Origin of the sequence: Pseudoxanthomonas sp. 22568, from assembly GCF_052044485.1 — a bacterium.
GTDB classification, from domain to species: domain Bacteria; phylum Pseudomonadota; class Gammaproteobacteria; order Xanthomonadales; family Xanthomonadaceae; genus Pseudoxanthomonas_A; species Pseudoxanthomonas_A beigongshangi.
Window position 1 is genome coordinate 193554 of record NZ_JBQENC010000005.1, and the last position, 16439, is coordinate 209992.

The window sequence follows — 16439 nt, forward strand, 5'->3', positions numbered from 1 at the left end:
TGTTATCAGGCCATTCTCGCACGCACGGCCTCCCGCACTTGGCAAGCCGGCACGGGCCGGGTTAGGGTCCAGCCACCTTCCGGGGAATACACCATGCGACTGACCTTGATGGCCGGGTTCGGCCTGGCTTTGCTCTGCACCACGGCCCAGGCGGCGACGCCGGCCTCGCGCTTCATCCAGGATCCCTATCCCAGCACCTATCGTCCGCTCGGTTCGGCGCCGGTACTGATCGAACACGCCACCGTGCTGACCGGCACCGGCGAACGCCTGGACGATGCCGACGTGCTGGTACAGGAAGGCCGCATCGCGGCGGTCGGGCGCGGCCTGCAGGCGCCGGAAGGCGCCACCCGCGTGGACGCGCGCGGCAAGTGGGTCACCCCCGGCATCATCGACGTGCATTCGCACCTGGGCGTCTACCCGAGTCCCGGCGCGCGCGCGCACCAGGACGGCAACGAGATGACCGGTTCGGTCACCGCCAACGTCTGGGCCGAGCATTCGGTGTGGCCGCAGGATCCCGCTTTCCACACCGCGCTGGCCGGCGGCGTCACCACCCTGCAGGTGCTGCCCGGTTCGGCCAACTTGGTCGGTGGGCGCGGCGTGACCCTGAAGAACGTGTCCGCCACCACCTACCAGGGCATGAAGTTCCCGGGCGCGCCGTGGGGACTGAAGATGGCCTGCGGCGAAAATCCCAAGCGCGTGTATGGCGGCAAGGGCGTGCCGCCGATGACCCGGATGGGCAACGTGGCCGGCTACCGCGCCGCCTTCATCGATGCGGCCGAATACCTGAAAAAGAATGCGCCGAAGGAGTCGGAACCGAAGAAGAAGCGCTGGTGGCAGCGCGGCTCCGGTGACGGCCAGGACAGCAGCGGCGACAGCGGCGGCAAGCGCGATCTGAAGCTGGACACCCTCGCCGGCGCGATCCACGGCGACATCCTGGTGCACATCCACTGCTACCGCGCCGACGAGATGGCGACCATGCTCGACCTGGCCAAGGAGTTCGGCTTCAAGGTCGCCGCGTTCCACCACGGCGTGGAAGCCTACAAGCTGGCCGACCGGCTGGCCGCCGAGGGCGTCTGCGGCGCCCTGTGGGCCGACTGGTGGGGCTTCAAGATGGAAGCCTTCGACGGCATCCAGGAAAACATCGCATTGGTCGATCGTCCCGCCAACAGCTGCGCGATCGTGCATTCGGATTCCGACGAGGGCATCCAGCGCCTCAACCAGGAGGCGGCCAAGGTGATCGCCAGCGCGCGCCGCGCCGGCATGGGCGAGATCGCGCCCGAACACGCGATCCGCTGGCTCACCGCCAATCCGGCCAAGGCGCTGGGCGTGGCCGCGCAGACCGGCACCCTGGAGGCGGGCAAGATGGGCGACGTGGTGATCTGGAACCAGAACCCCTTCAGCGTGTACGCGCAGGCCGAACAGGTCTACATCGACGGCGCGCGCGTGTACGACCGCCACGACCGGAGCCGCCAACCCGTCTCGGACTTCCTGCTCGGCCAGGAGGTGTCGCGATGAGCCGCCACCTGCTGGGTCGCCTGTGCCTGCTGGCCGCCGCCGTCGCGGCCACACCCGCTTTCGCGCAGGACGTCCTGATTCGCAACGCCACCGTGCACACCGCCACCGCGCAGGGCACGCTCAAGCATGCCGACGTGCTGATCCGCAACGGCGTGATCCAGTCCGTCGGCACCGGCCTGGCCGCGCCCGCGGGCGTGGACGTGGTCGACGCGGCGGGCAAGCCGCTGACGCCGGCATTGTTCGCCGGTATCACCGAGATCGGCGTGGAGGAGGTCTCCGGCGAACAGGCCACCGACGACAGTTCGGTCTCGCTGGGCAACCTGCAGCCGATGCGGCCGGAGTTCGACGTCACCCTCGCCTACAACCCGGCCTCGGTGCTGGTGCCGGTGGCGCGTGTGGAAGGATTGGGCTTCACCCTGCTCGGCGCCGGCACCGGCGCGTCCTTCATCGCCGGCCAGGGTGGCGTCGTGCGACTGGATGGCAGCGCCGATCCGATCGGGCCGCGTGCGCTGTTCGTCCGCCTCGGCGGCGGCGCGTCCGGCCTGAGCGGCAACTCGCGCGCGGCGCAGTGGATGCTGCTGGACCAGCTGGTCGCCGAAGCCCGTGGCCGCATTCCGGCCGATTCACCGCACGCCCTGCTCACACCGGCCGGCCGCGCCACGCTGGCGAAATACCTGGCCGGCAATGGCCGGCTGGTGATCGGCGTCAACCGCGCCGCCGACATCCGCCAGTTGCTGCGCTGGTCGAAGAAAGAGAACGTCCGCATCGCGATCAGCGGTGGCGCCGAAGCGTGGAAGCTGGCGCCGGAACTGGCGCAGGCGCGGGTACCGGTGTTCATCGACGGACTGGCCGCGCTGCCGTCGGACTTCGATCAGATCGGCGCGACCCTGGAGAACGCGAAGCGGCTGGACGCGGCCGGCGTCAGCGTCGGCTTCACCCAGTCCGGCGACGCCTCGCACAACGCGCGCAAGATCCGCCAGCACGCCGGCAACGCGGTCGCCAACGGACTGCCGTGGGAACAGGGCCTGGCGGGACTGACCCGGGTACCGGCACAGGCACTGGGCGTGGACGATCGACTGGGCAGCATTGCGCCGGGCAAGCTGGCCGATCTGGTGTTGTGGAGCGGGGATCCGCTGGACGTGATCAATACCGCCGAGCAGATCTGGCTGGGCGGCAAGGCCATGCCGATGCGTTCGCGCCAGACCGAACTGCGGGATCGCTATCTGCGCGACAGCGGCGCCCTGCCGCGCGCCTACAGCCGCTGAGGAAAGACAATCCGGCCGGCGCCAGCCGGCCGGGCCATGCGCGGCGCGGGCATCGCCCACCCCGGCACGCCTGTCCAGACATCCATGACGCGCCTACACTGGCGCGTCATCCGGCCTCGGGGAGCGGCAAATGGAGCACATCAATGTCCTGGCGGTGCTGGCCGCCGCGGCGTCGGCTTTCCTGCTGGGAGGCCTCTGGTACGGCCCGCTGTTCAAGCAGGCGTGGTGCCGCGAGGCCGGCGTGGATCCGGACGCCTCCAACGGCCATCCGGCACGCATTTTCGGTGGCGCCTTCGTGCTGAGCCTGATCGCGGCGGCCGTGTTCGCCTGGTTCCTGGGTCCGCGCCCCGCGCTGGGCGTCGCCGTCTGCACCGGCGCGGTCACCGGAGTGGGCTGGGTCGCCGCCAGCTTCGGCATCAACTACCTGTTCGCCGGCCGCTCGCTGAAGCTGTGGCTGATCGACGGCGGCTACCACACCCTGCAGTTCACCCTGTACGGGTTGATCCTGGGTCTCTGGCACTGAGGAACCGAGGCGCGGAGCCAGCGAGCGCGATCAGCCCTCGTTGTCGGCCGCCCAGCGCGAGCTCGCCGCGACGCCGGAGGCGGGATCGTCTCCCGCCACCACCTGGTTGCCTCCGGCGCGCTTGGCGCGATACATCGCTTCGTCGGCGCGCTTGATCAGGCTGGCGACGGTGTCCTCGGCGGTGCATTCGGCCACCCCGACACTGACGGTCAGGCCAACCTCGATTTCGTCCACCACCCGGCAATGCCGCGCGATCTTGGCGCGCACGCGCTCGGCGAGCGTCGCGGCCGCGCGACCATCCACGCCGGTCAGCACCAGCACGAATTCCTCGCCGCCCAGCCGCCCCAACTGATCGCCGTACTGGAACTCCTCGCTGATCACCCGGGTCACCGCGCGCAGGCAGTGATCGCCGAAGGCGTGTCCATGGCGATCGTTGATCTGCTTGAACACATCCAGGTCGATGAACAGCAGCGACAGCGGAATGTGTTCGCGGCGGCGTTCCAGGATGGCCCAGTCCAGCCGGTATTCGATGCCGCCACGGTTGAGCACGCCGGTCAGCGCATCGCGCTCGGCGTGCTCCTTGGCCGTATCGCGTTCCTGGCGGAACGTCAGCATGCGATCGGCCAGGCCCAGCGCCATCACCACCGAGGCGTAGCCCAGGACGAAGGGATAGCCGTAATCCAGCCAATCCTGTACCGGCATGCCAAGGCTGATCCGCACCGCGCGCCAGATGCCGAATACCATCAGCGGCACCCACGCGGCCAGGAAGTAGGCGGCATGGCGGCTGCCGTTTCGCCCGGCCAGCGCCAGGCTGAGGATGCTGAGGGCGTGGGTCAGCAGGAACAGGCCATTGCCGAGATCGGGAAACCAGTCCTTCCGCGCCGGCCAGGGCAGCAGCAGGAACAGCAACGCCAGCACCGGCAGGCGGATGCCGGTCCAGCGCATCCACGACGTCAATCGCGGCGTGTGCCTGCGCAGATCGGCGTATTCGATCATCAGGGCGGTGGTCAGCATCGTCGCCAGGGTGGCGATGTACCAGATGCCCGGCGCGCCGAAATGCCAGAGCACCCGCAGGCCCGGCAGGGCATACGCTTCGCCGTAGGAACACAGGACATACAGCATCTGCGCGAGCATGGCACCGGCATAGAGCAGGTAGACCCGCTCGCGCAGCACCAACCAGAACAGCAGCACGGTCAACGACACGCCCAGCGTCACGCCCATCGCCATCATCAGCATGCGGGTGTGCTGGAGGTCGGACGCGGCGTGTTCGGCGCGCGACTCCACCTTGACGTGCAACGGGTAGCGCGCGTCCTCCACCTTCACGTAGACCGGCGCGTCGCCGGCCAGCGGAAACACCAGCGCATGGCGGGAATAGCGCGGATCCAGATCCGGGTCGAACAGGCGATGGCTGACCGGCGCAACACCGGGCCCGGTCAGGACGGTGACCCGCGCGCTGTACGGGTGGTACACCACCAGCAATGGCGATTCGATGCCGCCCTGCGGTTGCAGCCGCCACTCGCCGTTGCCCAGCACGTGCGGGCCGGGCGTGGTCGGATTGGCTTCATCGGCAAGCGCTTGCTCGAAGCGGCGTTCGGAAAACAGGCCCGCGGTCTGGTCGGCCTGTTGCGTGGCGACGACGGGCAGGATGGGATCAACGCGCGCGATGCCGCCTTCCTGCGCCACCGCCGGCTGCGTCAGCGCCGTCCCCAGCAGAATCCACACCCACCCCAGTTTCATGCCGCTCCCTGTCCTGCGGGCGGAAGTGTGGACATGGGCCCCCCGTGCCACAAGGGGAAAGACGGTTATTTTGTGATGATAGTCACACTAATATTTAGCCATGAGTCTCTGATGAGACCTGTCTGTAATCTCGTTTCTAGTGTGACGACACCCGCCATATAGTGACCGCTCGCACAATCCCACTTCCGGGACGCGACGCGGCGGACCGCTTGCGCTAGCGTGCGATGGCTGACAATGCGATACCTGCCGGGAGGGGCAAAGATGCGCATCGGAATCGTCGTCGACTCCGCCTGTGATTTACCGCAGGATTTCCTGCGCGACAACAACATCATCCTGCTGCCGATCACCGTGCGCATCGGTGACGCCGTACTGACCGATCACCGCGACGAGGAAGCGACGCTCAGCTTCCTCCATGCGCACGTGGCCGAGCGCGGGCACGAGGCCGAGACGACGCCATTCTCCGTCGCCCAGATCCGGGATCTGTTCCTGGGCAAGCTGGTGATGGACTACGACCACGTGTTCTGCCTGACCATCACCCGCACGCGCAGCCCGATCCACGACAACGCGATGCAGGCCAGCTTTGCCATCCTCAACGATTACAAGCCGGTGCGGCAGGCGGCGGGTTTCAACTCGCCGTTCGCGCTGCGGGTGATCGATACCCAGAACCTGTTCGCCGCGCAGGGCGTCACCGCGGTGGAAGCGGTGCGCATGCGCGCGGCCGGCGCCAGCGTGCAACAGATCCGGGTGCGCCTGGAGGAACTGGCCAACCACACCCACGGCTACATGATTCCCCGCGATCTGTATTACCTGCGGGCGCGGGCGCGGACCAAGGGCGATCGCAGCGTCGGCCTGCTCAGCGCCGCGCTGGGCAGCGCGCTGGACATCAAGCCGGTGCTGCATGGGCATGCCGGCAACACCGAGCCGGTCGCCAAGATCAAGGGATTCGACAACGCGGTCGAGCAGCTGTTCCGGTTTACCGGCCATCGGGTGATGGACGGCCTGATGACACCCACCGTGTGCCTGGGCTACGGCGGTGAACTGGCGGAGATGCGTTCCCTGCCCGGCTACCAGCGCCTGCGCGACATCTGCGCCAACCACAACGTCGAGGTGTTCGAGAGCGTCATGAGCCTGACCGGCATGGTCAACGTCGGCAAGGGTGCGATGGTGGTGGGGTTCGCCTCCGAACCGCACGTGTTCAAGCCGGCTTAAGCCTGCGTCGCCGTCATAACGGACAGCTAACGCTCGGGATCGCTAACCTTAGCCACCCAAGGACGAGAGGCTCGTATGGCCGTGCGTTACTACATCAGCCTGCCCGACCCCGACCGCGCCCGCGGTGGCGATCCGGCACTCAGTTTCACCGCCCACGGCGCCGACGAATTCGCGGCGCAATTGCAGTCGGCGCTGCAGAGCGATGGCCTGTTCCAGCGCTGGCGGCTGAAGCAGGACGACCCCGATGACGTCGATCCCGGACTGGGACTGACCGATCCCGGCGCCCGCGTTTCCGGCCAGCAGGACGATCTGCGGATCGTGCTGGTGGCGACCACCTCCATTCCCGGCCAGGTGCTGAAGCACCGCCTGCGCCTGCTGTCCGGCAGCGCCTGGGAACTGCGCGACGTCTCGGCCGCCNAGGCCCGCAATGCCGCCGCGTGGTGGGCGATGTGCTCGCCGATGAAGCTGGCGATGAAGTAGTAGCTGTGATCGTATCCCGGCCGCATCCGCAGCCTCAGCGGATACCCGGCCCGGTCGCAGGCGTCCCGCAGCAGTTGCGGCTTCAGCTGGCCATCCAGGAACTCGTCCGCCTCGCCCTGATCGATCAGCAGCGGCAGGCGTTCGCTGGCATGCCCGACCAGTTCGCTCGCATCCCAGCCTTTCCAGGCCTCGCGGTCCTCGCCCAGATAGGTGGTGAACGCCTTCTCGCCCCAGGGTGCGCGCGCCGGCGCGACGATCGGCGAGAACGCCGACACGCTGCGATACCGGCCCGGGTTCTTCAGCGCCACGATCAGCGCGCCGTGCCCGCCCATCGAGTGCCCGCTGATCCCGCGCGCGCCGGTCGCCGGAAAGTGCGCCTCGATCAGCGCCGGCAGCTCTTCCACGACGTAGTCGTACATGCGGTAGTGGGATGACCACGGCGACTGCGTGGCATTGAGGTAGAAACCCGCGCCCTTGCCCAGGTCATAGCCTTCCGCGTCGGCGACGTCATCGCCGCGCGGGCTGGTGTCCGGCGCCACCAGGATCACGCCATGTTCGGCGGCGTAGCGTTGCGCGCCGGCCTTGGTGATGAAGTTCTGCTCGGTGCAGGTCAGCCCGGACAGCCAGTACAGCACCGGCAGGCGCTGGGTCTTCGCCTGCGGCGGCAGGTACACGCCGACCCGCATGTCGCAGTCCAGCACCGTCGAGCGGTGGGCCCAGACTTCCTGCGAGCCGCCGAAGCAGGCGTGTTGTTCGATGCGTTGCATGTGTTCGCCTTTCCGGAATCAGTAATGGACCACCGAACGAATCGACTTGCCCTCGTGCATCAGGTCGAACGCTTCGTTGATGGCATCCAGTGCCATGGTGTGGGTGACGAACGGCGCCAGTTCGATGTCGCCCTTCATCGCGTCCTCGACCATGCCCGGCAACTGGCTGCGTCCCTTCACGCCGCCGAAGGCGGTGCCCATCCACTTGCGGCCGGTGACCAACTGGAACGGACGGGTGGAGATTTCCTGGCCGGCGCCGGCCACGCCGATGATCACCGACTGGCCCCAGCCGCGGTGCGCGCATTCCAGCGCGGCCCGCATCACGTTGACGTTGCCGATGCACTCGAAGCTGTGATCGACGCCCCAACCGGTCATCTCGACGATCACCTGCTGGATCGGTTTGTCGAAGTCCTTCGGGTTGACGCAGTCGGTGGCGCCGAATTCACGCGCCAGCTCGAACTTGGACGGGTTGGTGTCGATCGCGATGATGCGCCCGGCCTTGGCCTGGCGGGCACCCTGGATCACGGCCAGGCCGATGCCGCCGAGTCCGAACACCGCGACCGAGTCGCCGGGCTGCACCTTGGCCGTGTTGTGCACCGCGCCGATCCCGGTGGTCACGCCGCAGCCGAGCAGGCAGACATGTTCCGGGTTGGCCTCCGGATTGATCTTCGCCAGCGAGACCTCCGCCACCACGGTGTACTCGCTGAAGGTCGAGCAGCCCATGTAGTGGTAGATCGGTTCGCCGTTGTAGCTGAAGCGGCTGGTGCCGTCGGGCATCACGCCCTTGCCCTGGGTGGCGCGCACCGATACGCACAGGTTGGTCTTGCCGCTCTTGCAGAACAGGCACTCGCCGCATTCGGCGGTGTACAGCGGAATCACGTGGTCGCCCGGCTTGACGCTGGTCACTCCCTCGCCCACTTCCACCACGATGCCGGCGCCTTCATGGCCGAGCACCACCGGGAACAACCCTTCCGGATCATCGCCGGACAGGGTGAACGCATCGGTGTGGCAGACGCCGGTGTGGGTGATCTTGATCAGCACCTCGCCCTTCCGCGGCGGGGCGACGTCGATCTCGACGATTTCCAGTGGCTTGCCGGGAGCGAAGGCGACGGCGGCACGGCTTTTCATGGGGATTCTCCTGCGTATTCCTGGGATGACGGCACGACGGTGCGGACGAGGACACGAATCCGTGCCATCGTCCGGCGGGTTCATTTCAGATAGGAGCGCACCAGCCCGGCCATTTCACGGACCCGGGCCTGGCGCTGCGCGTCGGACTGGGCCGGCTGGCCGAACTCCTCGCGGATGTGGGCTTCCATCACCTCCGACATCAGCCCGTTGACCGCGCCACGGATCGCCGCGATCTGCTGCAACACCGCACCGCACTCGGTACCGGCCTCCAGCGCGCGTTCCAGCGCCTCGGCCTGGCCGCGGATGCGCCGCACCCGGGTCAGTACCCGCTTCTTCTCGACCTCGGTGTGGGGCATGGCCGCCTCCTATCCCATACTGGGGTATGGTATCCGAGCGACTGCCCGGATTGAAGGGCTTGATGACCGCTCCATGGCTTCCCGCAGATCAAAGGAGCACGAATCGGGATCGATTGGTGGAGACCGGCACCCGCTTGCAGCATTCCCATGACGATCGCCCCTCGCGCGGTCCGGCACCCCGTGCTTGTCTATAGTGGCGTTGGTTCCGAATGCCCTCCTGCCCGCGAAGATGGCGTCACCCCTGCTCCCCCCACTCGGCGTGATGACCGCTGGCCTGTGCCTGCTGCTGGCGCTGTTCCTGTGGGTGACGCCGGGACCGTTGAAGTCCGCCAACCGTTTCCTCGCTGGCTTCCTGCTGCTGACCGGGTTGGACGTGATCGGCTGGGCCTCGACGCTGCTGCCTGTGTCGCTGCGCGAATTGATGATGTACCGCGCGCCACTGGCGTTCCTGCAGGATCCGCTGCTTTACGCCTACGTCGTCTCGCTGTGCTTTCCCGGGAGCAGGGTGCGTCCCTTCCTGTTGGCCGGCCTGGCGCTGGCGGGCACGATGATGATCGCGCTGCTGTGGACCGGCGCCCTGTCCGATGGCAGGGCCGCAACGGTCTCGGTCGCACGCATCGGCAGCCTGCTCCTGCACGTGCAGTACTACGTCTACCTGGCGCTGATGGTGCGGGTGCTGCTGCGCTACCGCCGCGCCTATCGCGACACCTGCTCGAACCCGGACAGCGCGACCTTCGGCTGGCTCGCGACGCTGCTGGCAGTGTCCGCGTTCGCGAATTTCTTCGTGCTGCAGAAGACCCTGGCCTGGTGGAGCGGCGACATCGCGCTGTACCGGCTGCTGGATCCGGTGGTCGCCAGCTTCGCCACCGTGATCACCTGCGCCTTCACCCTGACCGCGCTGACCCGCCAGCACCTGTTCCTGGGGGTGCCGGCCGACACCGACTCCGCCGCCGATGCAGCGCCTGCGCCACCGGACCCGGCCGTGGCCGTGGTCGCGCCGCAATCCGCTTCCCTGACTGCGGTCGCGGAACCCGCGCCGGCCGTGTCCACCGACCCGGCGGCGCTGGCGCGGCTCGAAGCCTTCATGGCCGGGCAGGAACCGTTCCTGGATCCCTCCCTGACCATCCGCTCGCTGGCCCGCCGCCTGGGCTGGGGCCAGCGCGAGCTGTCGCAACTGCTCAACCAGCAACTGGGCGTGCACTTCTTCGATTTCATCAACCGGCATCGGGTGGCCAAGGCCGCCGAGCTCCTGCGCGATCCGGCCCTGCGTGACCTGACGGTGCTGGACATCGCGCACCGCGCCGGTTTCAACACCAAGTCGTCCTTCAATACCGCATTCGCCCGCCATCAGGGCACCACGCCGACCGCGTACCGCCGGGAAGCCGATGCGACGGCCTCGCCGCCGCTGCGACCGGCCCCATAGCGCATCGGTCGTCCGACTTCGCGAAGTCGGTCGATGCTGACGGCCCCCGGCCGGCATCGTCGGCGCCTCATCTGCGAAGGAGCCACCGATGGGGCGTTTCCTGTTCCTGCTGTTGCTGGCCTGGCCGGCGTTTCAGGGCGCGCGGGCTCAGGCGGCCCCGCCCCCCCACTCCGCCCCGGCGACCGAGGCGGCGGTGCGCGCCCTGCTGGCTCCCTGGGACCGTCCCGGCATGCCCGGCGTGGCCGTCTCGATCACCCTGGACGGCCGGATCGTCCAGCACGCCGAGGTCGGCTCCGCCGATCTGGAGCAGGCCACGCCGGTCATCCCGGATTCGGTCTTCCACGTCGCCTCGGTCTCCAAGCAGTTCACCGCCTTCGCGATCCTGCTGCTGGAACAGGATGGCAAGCTGTCCATCGACGATCCGCTCTCGCGCCATCTGCCGGAAACCGCCGACTGGGCGCCGATGACCCTGCGGCAACTGCTCAACCACACCGCCGGCCTGCGCGACTTCGGCACCCTGATGCCCGCGGCCGGCTGGCGCGAGGAGGATCTGCTCACCGATGAGCAGGTCCTGCGGATGGTGCTGCGCCAGCGCGGCGGCAACTTCGCGCCTGGCAGCCGGTACCAGTACAACAACACCGGCTATGCGCTGCTGGGCGAAGTGGTGCGGCGGGTCTCGGGCCAGTCGCTGCGGGCGTTCTGCGACGAGCGCATCTTCCAGCCGCTGGGCATGCGCGACACGCGCTTCGGCGACGAAATCGACGATCGGGTGCCGCATCGGGTGCCGTCCTGGCGATCGACGAAGGACGGCTACGTCCGCGACGTGCTGAACAGCACCACCACCGGCTCCACCGGACTGCTGACCACCGCCGCCGATCTCAGCCGCTGGGCGCTGAATTTCGAGACCCACGCCGTCGGCAACGCCGCGCTGTTCGCGCGCATGCGGGAGCAGGGCGTGCTGGTGGACGGCACCGTCAACTTCTACGCGCTCGGCCAGGAACGCCATGCCTGGAACGGCCTGGATACCTGGAGCCACGGCGGCCGCGACGCGGGCTACCGCGCTTTCCTGCTGCGCGTGCCCGGCGAGCGCTTCAGCGTGGCGGTGGTGGCCAACGCCAACGATGTCGACACCTCGGAAATCGCCTACGGCGTCGCCGCAGCCTACCTGTCGCATCGCCCCGGTTACCGCGTGTCGTCAACGGACAAAAGCGGGCCGGGCCGCCGCCAGCTCGCGGCGTATGCCGGCGACTACGAACTGTTCCCGGGCTACTTCTTCCGCGTCACCAGCGACGGTCGCCGCCTGTTCGTCGCCACGCTCGACGATCCCGATCCGGAGGCGTTGCCCGCGTTGTCGGCCAACCGCTTCCTGTTGAGTGAAAAATTCAATCAGGTGCTGGAATTTCCCACCGGGGGAAAAGACCGGCCTGACCGGCTGCATTTCGTCATCGGCCAATACGGCCGGATCGACGCCCTTCGAGTGAAGCTGGCGGCGTTCGATCCCGCCAGCGCGCGCGCCGGCGAGTTCGCCGGTCGCTATCACAGCGACGAACTGGACACGGACTACGTGCTGACGGTCGAAGGCGACCAACTGCGCATCCACCACCCGCGCTGGCCAACGGCCACGCTGCAACCCTACCAGCGCGACCTGTTCCGCAGCTCGGCGTGGTTCCTGCAGAAGATCGCGTTCCAGCGTGACGGCGCCGGACGCGTAACCGGTTTCCTGCTGTCGGGCCCGGTCGCGGAGAACATCATCTTCAAGCGGTTCCCTGAACGCTGAGCAGTGCCAGCACGCATGCCGCCGGACGATTCCAGGCGCCGGCGGCGGTGCCTCAGTAGGCGAACTCGCGGAACACCGGATCGACGCTTCCGTTCCATTCGCCGGCGAACAGCTTGAGCTTGCGCTCGGCCGGCGTCTCGTTGGATTCGACGATTTCGATCAGCGCGTCGAGGAAGCCACTCTCGTCCACACCCTTGCTGTTCACGCACGCGCGGCGGCGCAGGCCGGCGACCGCGATCTTCAGCGCCTCGGCGGCGACGTCGCGCACCGTGCCTCCGCGGAACGGCAGCTTCAGCGCGTCGCGCGGCACGCCGTCGCGCAGGGCATGGCGCTCGGCCAGGCTGAAGTCCTTCACCAGATCCCAGGCCGCGTCCAGCGCCGTGTCGTCATACAGCAGGCCCACCCAGAACGCCGGCAACGCACACAGGCGATTCCACGGGCCGCCGTCGGCGCCGCGCATCTCCAGGAACTTCTTCAGCCGCACTTCCGGGAACGCGGTGGTCATGTGATCCGACCAGTCGCGCAGGGTCGGCAGCGCGCCCGGCAGCACCGGCAGCTCGCCCTTGAGGAAGTCGCGGAAGCTCTGCCCGCTGGCGTCGTGATAGATGCCATCGCGGTAACTGAAATACATCGGCACGTCGAGCAGATAGTCGACGTAGCGTTCGTAGCCGAAACCGTCTTCGAACACGAAGTCGAGCATGCCGGTGCGATCCGGATCGGTATCGGTCCAGATGTGCGAGCGATAGCTCTGGTAACCGTTCGGCTTGCCCTCGGTGAACGGCGAATCGGCGAACAGCGCGGTGGCGATCGGCTGCAACGCCAGCGACACGCGGAACTTCTTCACCATGTCCGCTTCGCTGGCGTAATCCAGGTTGACCTGCACGGTGCAGGTACGGGTCATCATGTCCAGGCCGAGCGAACCGACCTTGGGCATGTACGACTTCATGATCTTGTAGCGGCCCTTGGGCATCCACGGCATTTCGTCGCGCCGCCACTTGGGCTGGAAGCCCATGCCGAGGAAACCCAGCCGCAGTTCATCGGCGACTTCCTTGACTTCCTTCAGGTGGGTGCCGACTTCGACGCAGGTCTGGTGGATGGTTTCCAGCGCGGCGCCGGAAAGCTCCAGCTGGCCGGCCGGTTCCAGGGTGACCGAGGCGCCGTCGCGAGTCAGCGCGATCACCCGGCCCTTTTCCTCGACCACTTCCCAGCCGAACCGGGTCAGGCCCTTCAGCAGCGCCTCGATGCCGCGCTCGCCGTCGAATTCCGGCGGACGCAGATCGTCCAGGCGGAAACCGAACTTCTCGTGCTCGGTGCCGATGCGCCAGTCCGCGCGTGGTTTCTCGCCACCGGCGATGTACTGCACGAGCTGCGTGCGATCGGTGATCAGCGTATCGGCGACGTGGCTGGGGCTGGACAAAGGCGGACTCGCACGGCAGGGAACGACGATGTGGGGCTGCGGCGCAGGCGCCACAAGGGCGGCAATATAGCGTGCCGCCCGTCCCGGCATCATCGCCATCGCCCACATCGCAGTGTTCCGCACCTGTGCTGGCCGCTCCCGGCTCGACCCCGCGTGGCGCGGAGGCTACCCTGCCGCCATGCCTCGCCGCCCGCTTCCCACCAGCCGCCATCCCGAACTCCACCGCACCAACCGGGTCGGCTGGCTGCGCGCGGCGGTCCTGGGAGCCAACGACGGCATCGTCTCGGTGGCCGGCATCGTGGTCGGCGTGGCCGCCAGCGGCGCGGCGCCCGAAACCATCCTGATGACCGGCGTCGCCGGCGTGGTCGCCGGCGCGATGTCGATGGCGGCCGGCGAATATGTGTCCGTGCAGTCACAAGCCGACACCGAAGCGGCGGATCTCGCCATCGAGAAACGCGAACTGCATGCCGAGCCCGGGCTCGAACTCGCCGAACTCACCCAGATCTACGTGCAGCGCGGACTCGAACCCGCGCTCGCCCGCCAGGTCGCCGAACAGCTCACCGCCCATGACGCGCTGGCCGCGCATGCGCGCGACGAACTGGGCATCACCGAGGAATTGCGTGCGCGTCCGTTGCAGGCGGCGCTGGCCTCGGCCGCCGCCTTCACCGCGGGCGCGGCGGTACCGATCGTCGCGTCCGTGCTGGCGCCAGCGGATCGGGTCGCGGCGGTGACCACCGCCGTCACCCTCGTCGGCCTGCTGGTATCCGGCGGCCTCGCCGCGCGCATCGGCGGCGCGCCGGTGCTGCGCGGCGCGTGGCGGGTCGGCTTCTGGGGCGCGGTGGCGATGGCGGCGGCGGCGCTGGTGGGCCGATTGTTCAATGTCGCCGTGTAATCCATCGCCTTGCCGATGAATGCGGTCGTCGCCCCCGGTCCCTCCCTGCTCGTGCGTCTCGGCGCGCTGGTCGACTGCACGCGCGCGGAAGGCTACGCCTGCATCACCGCGCGCCACGAGCACGGCGCGCATGCGGTGGACATCGATCATCCCTGCATCGCGATCGTGCTGCGCGGTCGCAAGCAGGTGCGCACGCATGCGCAGGCGCTGGAATTCGCACCCGGCGATCTGTTCCTGATCGCGCGCCGCTGCCGGATGGACGTGGTCAACATTCCCGATCCTGACAGCGGCCTCTACCTGACGGTCACGATTCCGCTGTGCGAGGAAGTGCTCGCCGCCGCGCGCCTGCTGTGGTCCGAACCGATCACCGGCCGGGGCGACGATCTCGCGCGCCTGGACAGCGCCGATTTCGCACCGGAGCTGCAGCATTGGCTGGCGTCTTTGCAGGCCGGTCACTACACCGAGGCGCGGCTGGCGCTGGCCGCGCTGACCGTGGCGCTGTGCCGGCGCGGACACACGACCATGCTGGTGCCCCCGCCCCCACGCCTGGCGATGCGGATTCGCGATCTGATCCGCGCCGATCCCGCCCGCGATTGGCAGTCGCAGCACATCGAAACCACGCTCGGCCTGAGCGGCGCGACCCTGCGTCGGCGCCTGGCCGGCGAAGGTACCGGGCTGCGCGAGATCATCGCCGCCGCGCGCCTGGCCTGCGCGATGGATCTGCTCTACACCACCGACTGGCCGGTGAAGACGGTCGCGGCACGGGTCGGTTACCGCTCGGTCGCCAGCTTCAGTCGTCGCTTCAGCGAACGCTACGGCCTGGATCCCGCGCGCATCGGCAATGCCTGAACCGCATTGAGCGTTTGACGCCACGGATTGAGCGTTGCGCTCGCTGGCGCCGACCTAGGATGAAGTCTCCGCGGCGACGCCGCTTCGATTCTTCCCCCATGGCTTCCATCCGCTTGCATCCCCGTCTTTTCCCGCTGGCCTCGTTCGCCCTTTTGGCCACGCTCGCCCTGCCCGCCGGCGCGCAGACCGCGCCCGCCCGGCAGGTGCCCGGCGTCTACCACCAGGCCATCGGCGACCTGCATGTCACCGCGCTGTTCGACGGCGTGGTGCCGCTGGCGCGCGCGGAGCTGTCCGGGATCGACGAGGCCGGCAAGCAGGCGCTGCTGTCCTCCCGCCACGTTCCCGAATCTCCGCAAGGCCTGCAGACCGCGGTCAACGCCTATCTGGTCCAGCGTGGCAACGTGCTGACCCTGGTGGACGCCGGCACCGCGCGCTGCTTTGGCCCGGGCCTGGGCCATGTGCTGGAAAACCTGCGACATGCCGGTTACTCGCCGGAACAGGTCGATCAGGTGCTGATCACCCACGCGCATCCGGATCACCTGTGCGGACTGCTCGATGCGCAGGGGCGCGAGGCGTTCCCGAACGCGACCGTCTGGCTGGCGCGCGCCGACGCCGACTACTGGCTGGATCCGGCGACCGAGACCCGCACCGACACACCGGCAATGTATCGCCCGTTGTTCAAGATGGCGCGTGATGCGGTGGCGCCCTATCGCGCCGCCGGCCGGCTGCACCTGTTCGCGCAAGGCGAACGGCTGCCCGCCGGCGTGAGCGGCCTGGATTCGCGCGGACACACGCCGGGCCATACCTCGTTCCTGTTCGAGGCCGGCGCGGGCCAGCAGTTGCTGGTCTGGGGCGACATCGTCCATTACCACGCGGTGCAGTTCGCGCGCCCGGACGCTTCCTTCGAGGCGGATCTGGATCGCGGCCGGGCGATCGCCAGCCGCCGCGCGCTCATGACCCGGACCGCCGACGCCGGCTGGTGGCTGGCGGGCGCGCACCTTCCCTTTCCGGGATTGGGGCATATCCGTCGCGACGACGACGCCTTCGCCTGGGTGCCGGCGGAGTTCTCGCCGCTGCCTGGCGAACCGTGAACCGTGATCG

Annotated in this window: 13 protein-coding genes and 2 pseudogenes; 10 read left to right on the plus strand and 5 right to left on the minus strand. The window is 68.3% G+C overall.

Annotated features, from left to right (window positions below; genetic code table 11):
- Positions 1–93: 93 nt before the first annotated feature.
- The 3 genes from ACTJI2_RS08435 (at position 94) to ACTJI2_RS08445 (ending at position 3303) form a co-directional block, all read left to right on the plus strand.
- Entirely contained in the window at positions 94–1515 is a 1422-nt protein-coding gene (locus ACTJI2_RS08435) for an amidohydrolase (RefSeq protein WP_203321948.1), read from the plus strand.
- On the plus strand, positions 1512–2780 hold the full coding sequence (locus ACTJI2_RS08440; RefSeq protein WP_440841753.1) for an amidohydrolase family protein: 1269 nt from the start codon (positions 1512–1514) through the stop codon (positions 2778–2780). Before ACTJI2_RS08435 ends, ACTJI2_RS08440 begins: the two co-directional genes overlap by 4 nt.
- 130 nt (positions 2781–2910) lie before the next feature.
- A complete protein-coding gene (locus ACTJI2_RS08445) occupies positions 2911–3303 on the plus strand; it encodes a DUF1761 domain-containing protein (protein ID WP_440841755.1) in 393 nt (130 codons plus the stop codon).
- A 30-nt stretch (positions 3304–3333) separates the two neighbouring features.
- Here ACTJI2_RS08445 and ACTJI2_RS08450 read toward each other — a convergent pair whose 3' ends face one another.
- Positions 3334–5040 (minus strand): sensor domain-containing diguanylate cyclase, encoded by a 1707-nt coding sequence (locus tag ACTJI2_RS08450; protein WP_440841757.1) that lies wholly within the window; start codon positions 5038–5040, stop codon positions 3334–3336.
- A gap of 261 nt (positions 5041–5301) precedes the next feature.
- On the opposite strand from ACTJI2_RS08450, the gene ACTJI2_RS08455 reads away from it, so the two are divergent.
- Both ACTJI2_RS08455 and ACTJI2_RS08460 read left to right on the plus strand, forming a co-directional pair.
- Complete coding sequence (locus tag ACTJI2_RS08455; protein WP_183640532.1) at positions 5302–6249, plus strand: DegV family protein; 948 nt, start codon at positions 5302–5304, stop codon at positions 6247–6249.
- A 75-nt stretch (positions 6250–6324) separates the two neighbouring features.
- Positions 6325–6657: pseudogene (locus ACTJI2_RS08460) on the plus strand (hypothetical protein); the annotation flags it as partial.
- A 14-nt stretch (positions 6658–6671) separates the two neighbouring features.
- Here ACTJI2_RS08460 and fghA read toward each other — a convergent pair.
- The 3 genes and pseudogenes from fghA to ACTJI2_RS08475 form a co-directional block, all read right to left on the minus strand.
- A pseudogene (gene fghA, locus ACTJI2_RS08465) lies at positions 6672–7496 on the minus strand (S-formylglutathione hydrolase); the annotation flags it as partial.
- A gap of 18 nt (positions 7497–7514) precedes the next feature.
- Positions 7515–8624: an S-(hydroxymethyl)glutathione dehydrogenase/class III alcohol dehydrogenase gene (locus ACTJI2_RS08470; RefSeq protein WP_192199025.1), complete on the minus strand. Its 1110-nt coding sequence runs from the start codon at positions 8622–8624 to the stop codon at positions 7515–7517.
- A gap of 80 nt (positions 8625–8704) precedes the next feature.
- The gene (locus ACTJI2_RS08475) at positions 8705–8980 is read right to left on the minus strand and encodes a metal/formaldehyde-sensitive transcriptional repressor (protein ID WP_203321950.1); all 276 of its coding nucleotides are present in this window, start codon (positions 8978–8980) and stop codon (positions 8705–8707) included.
- Positions 8981–9242: 262 nt separating this feature from the next.
- Here ACTJI2_RS08475 and ACTJI2_RS08480 point away from each other — a divergent pair, with 262 nt between their 5' ends.
- Together ACTJI2_RS08480 and ACTJI2_RS08485 are read left to right on the plus strand one after the other, a co-directional pair.
- Positions 9243–10403, plus strand: a complete 1161-nt coding sequence (locus tag ACTJI2_RS08480) for a helix-turn-helix domain-containing protein (protein ID WP_440841759.1) — start codon at positions 9243–9245, stop codon at positions 10401–10403.
- A gap of 88 nt (positions 10404–10491) precedes the next feature.
- Entirely contained in the window at positions 10492–12180 is a 1689-nt protein-coding gene (locus ACTJI2_RS08485; RefSeq protein WP_440841760.1) for a serine hydrolase domain-containing protein, read from the plus strand.
- Positions 12181–12232: 52 nt separating this feature from the next.
- Here the strand turns inward: ACTJI2_RS08485 and ACTJI2_RS08490 are convergent, their stop codons facing one another.
- Positions 12233–13696 (minus strand): glutamate--cysteine ligase, encoded by a 1464-nt coding sequence (locus ACTJI2_RS08490; protein WP_440841876.1) that lies wholly within the window; start codon positions 13694–13696, stop codon positions 12233–12235.
- Between the two features lie 79 nt (positions 13697–13775).
- Between ACTJI2_RS08490 and ACTJI2_RS08495 the strand changes: the two genes are divergently transcribed.
- The 3 genes from ACTJI2_RS08495 (at position 13776) to ACTJI2_RS08505 (ending at position 16429) form a co-directional block, all read left to right on the plus strand.
- Positions 13776–14489 (plus strand): VIT1/CCC1 transporter family protein, encoded by a 714-nt coding sequence (locus ACTJI2_RS08495; protein ID WP_183640513.1) that lies wholly within the window; start codon positions 13776–13778, stop codon positions 14487–14489.
- A 15-nt stretch (positions 14490–14504) separates the two neighbouring features.
- Positions 14505–15338, plus strand: a complete 834-nt coding sequence (locus tag ACTJI2_RS08500) for a helix-turn-helix transcriptional regulator (RefSeq protein WP_183640510.1) — start codon at positions 14505–14507, stop codon at positions 15336–15338.
- 98 nt (positions 15339–15436) lie between these two features.
- Positions 15437–16429 carry an MBL fold metallo-hydrolase gene (locus ACTJI2_RS08505; protein ID WP_440841762.1) on the plus strand — a complete coding sequence of 331 codons (993 nt, stop codon included), beginning with the start codon at positions 15437–15439 and terminating at the stop codon, positions 16427–16429.
- Positions 16430–16439 lie beyond the last annotated feature (10 nt).

What these genes read in the sequence shown, in the direction of transcription:
- ACTJI2_RS08500 (WP_183640510.1), top strand. Translation starts at nt 14,505, where the DNA reads ATGAATGCGGTCGTCGCCCCCGGTCCCTCCCTGCTCGTGCGTCTCGGC.
- ACTJI2_RS08495 (WP_183640513.1), top strand. Translation starts at nt 13,776, where the DNA reads ATGCCTCGCCGCCCGCTTCCCACCAGCCGCCATCCCGAACTCCACCGC.
- ACTJI2_RS08490 (WP_440841876.1), bottom strand. Translation starts at nt 13,696, where the DNA reads ATGGCGATGATGCCGGGACGGGCGGCACGCTATATTGCCGCCCTTGTG.
- ACTJI2_RS08445 (WP_440841755.1), top strand. Translation starts at nt 2,911, where the DNA reads ATGGAGCACATCAATGTCCTGGCGGTGCTGGCCGCCGCGGCGTCGGCT.
- ACTJI2_RS08470 (WP_192199025.1), bottom strand. Translation starts at nt 8,624, where the DNA reads ATGAAAAGCCGTGCCGCCGTCGCCTTCGCTCCCGGCAAGCCACTGGAA.
- ACTJI2_RS08475 (WP_203321950.1), bottom strand. Translation starts at nt 8,980, where the DNA reads ATGCCCCACACCGAGGTCGAGAAGAAGCGGGTACTGACCCGGGTGCGG.
- ACTJI2_RS08480 (WP_440841759.1), top strand. Translation starts at nt 9,243, where the DNA reads ATGACCGCTGGCCTGTGCCTGCTGCTGGCGCTGTTCCTGTGGGTGACG.
- ACTJI2_RS08485 (WP_440841760.1), top strand. Translation starts at nt 10,492, where the DNA reads ATGGGGCGTTTCCTGTTCCTGCTGTTGCTGGCCTGGCCGGCGTTTCAG.
- ACTJI2_RS08455 (WP_183640532.1), top strand. Translation starts at nt 5,302, where the DNA reads ATGCGCATCGGAATCGTCGTCGACTCCGCCTGTGATTTACCGCAGGAT.
- ACTJI2_RS08435 (WP_203321948.1), top strand. Translation starts at nt 94, where the DNA reads ATGCGACTGACCTTGATGGCCGGGTTCGGCCTGGCTTTGCTCTGCACC.
- ACTJI2_RS08440 (WP_440841753.1), top strand. Translation starts at nt 1,512, where the DNA reads ATGAGCCGCCACCTGCTGGGTCGCCTGTGCCTGCTGGCCGCCGCCGTC.
- ACTJI2_RS08505 (WP_440841762.1), top strand. Translation starts at nt 15,437, where the DNA reads ATGGCTTCCATCCGCTTGCATCCCCGTCTTTTCCCGCTGGCCTCGTTC.
- ACTJI2_RS08450 (WP_440841757.1), bottom strand. Translation starts at nt 5,040, where the DNA reads ATGAAACTGGGGTGGGTGTGGATTCTGCTGGGGACGGCGCTGACGCAG.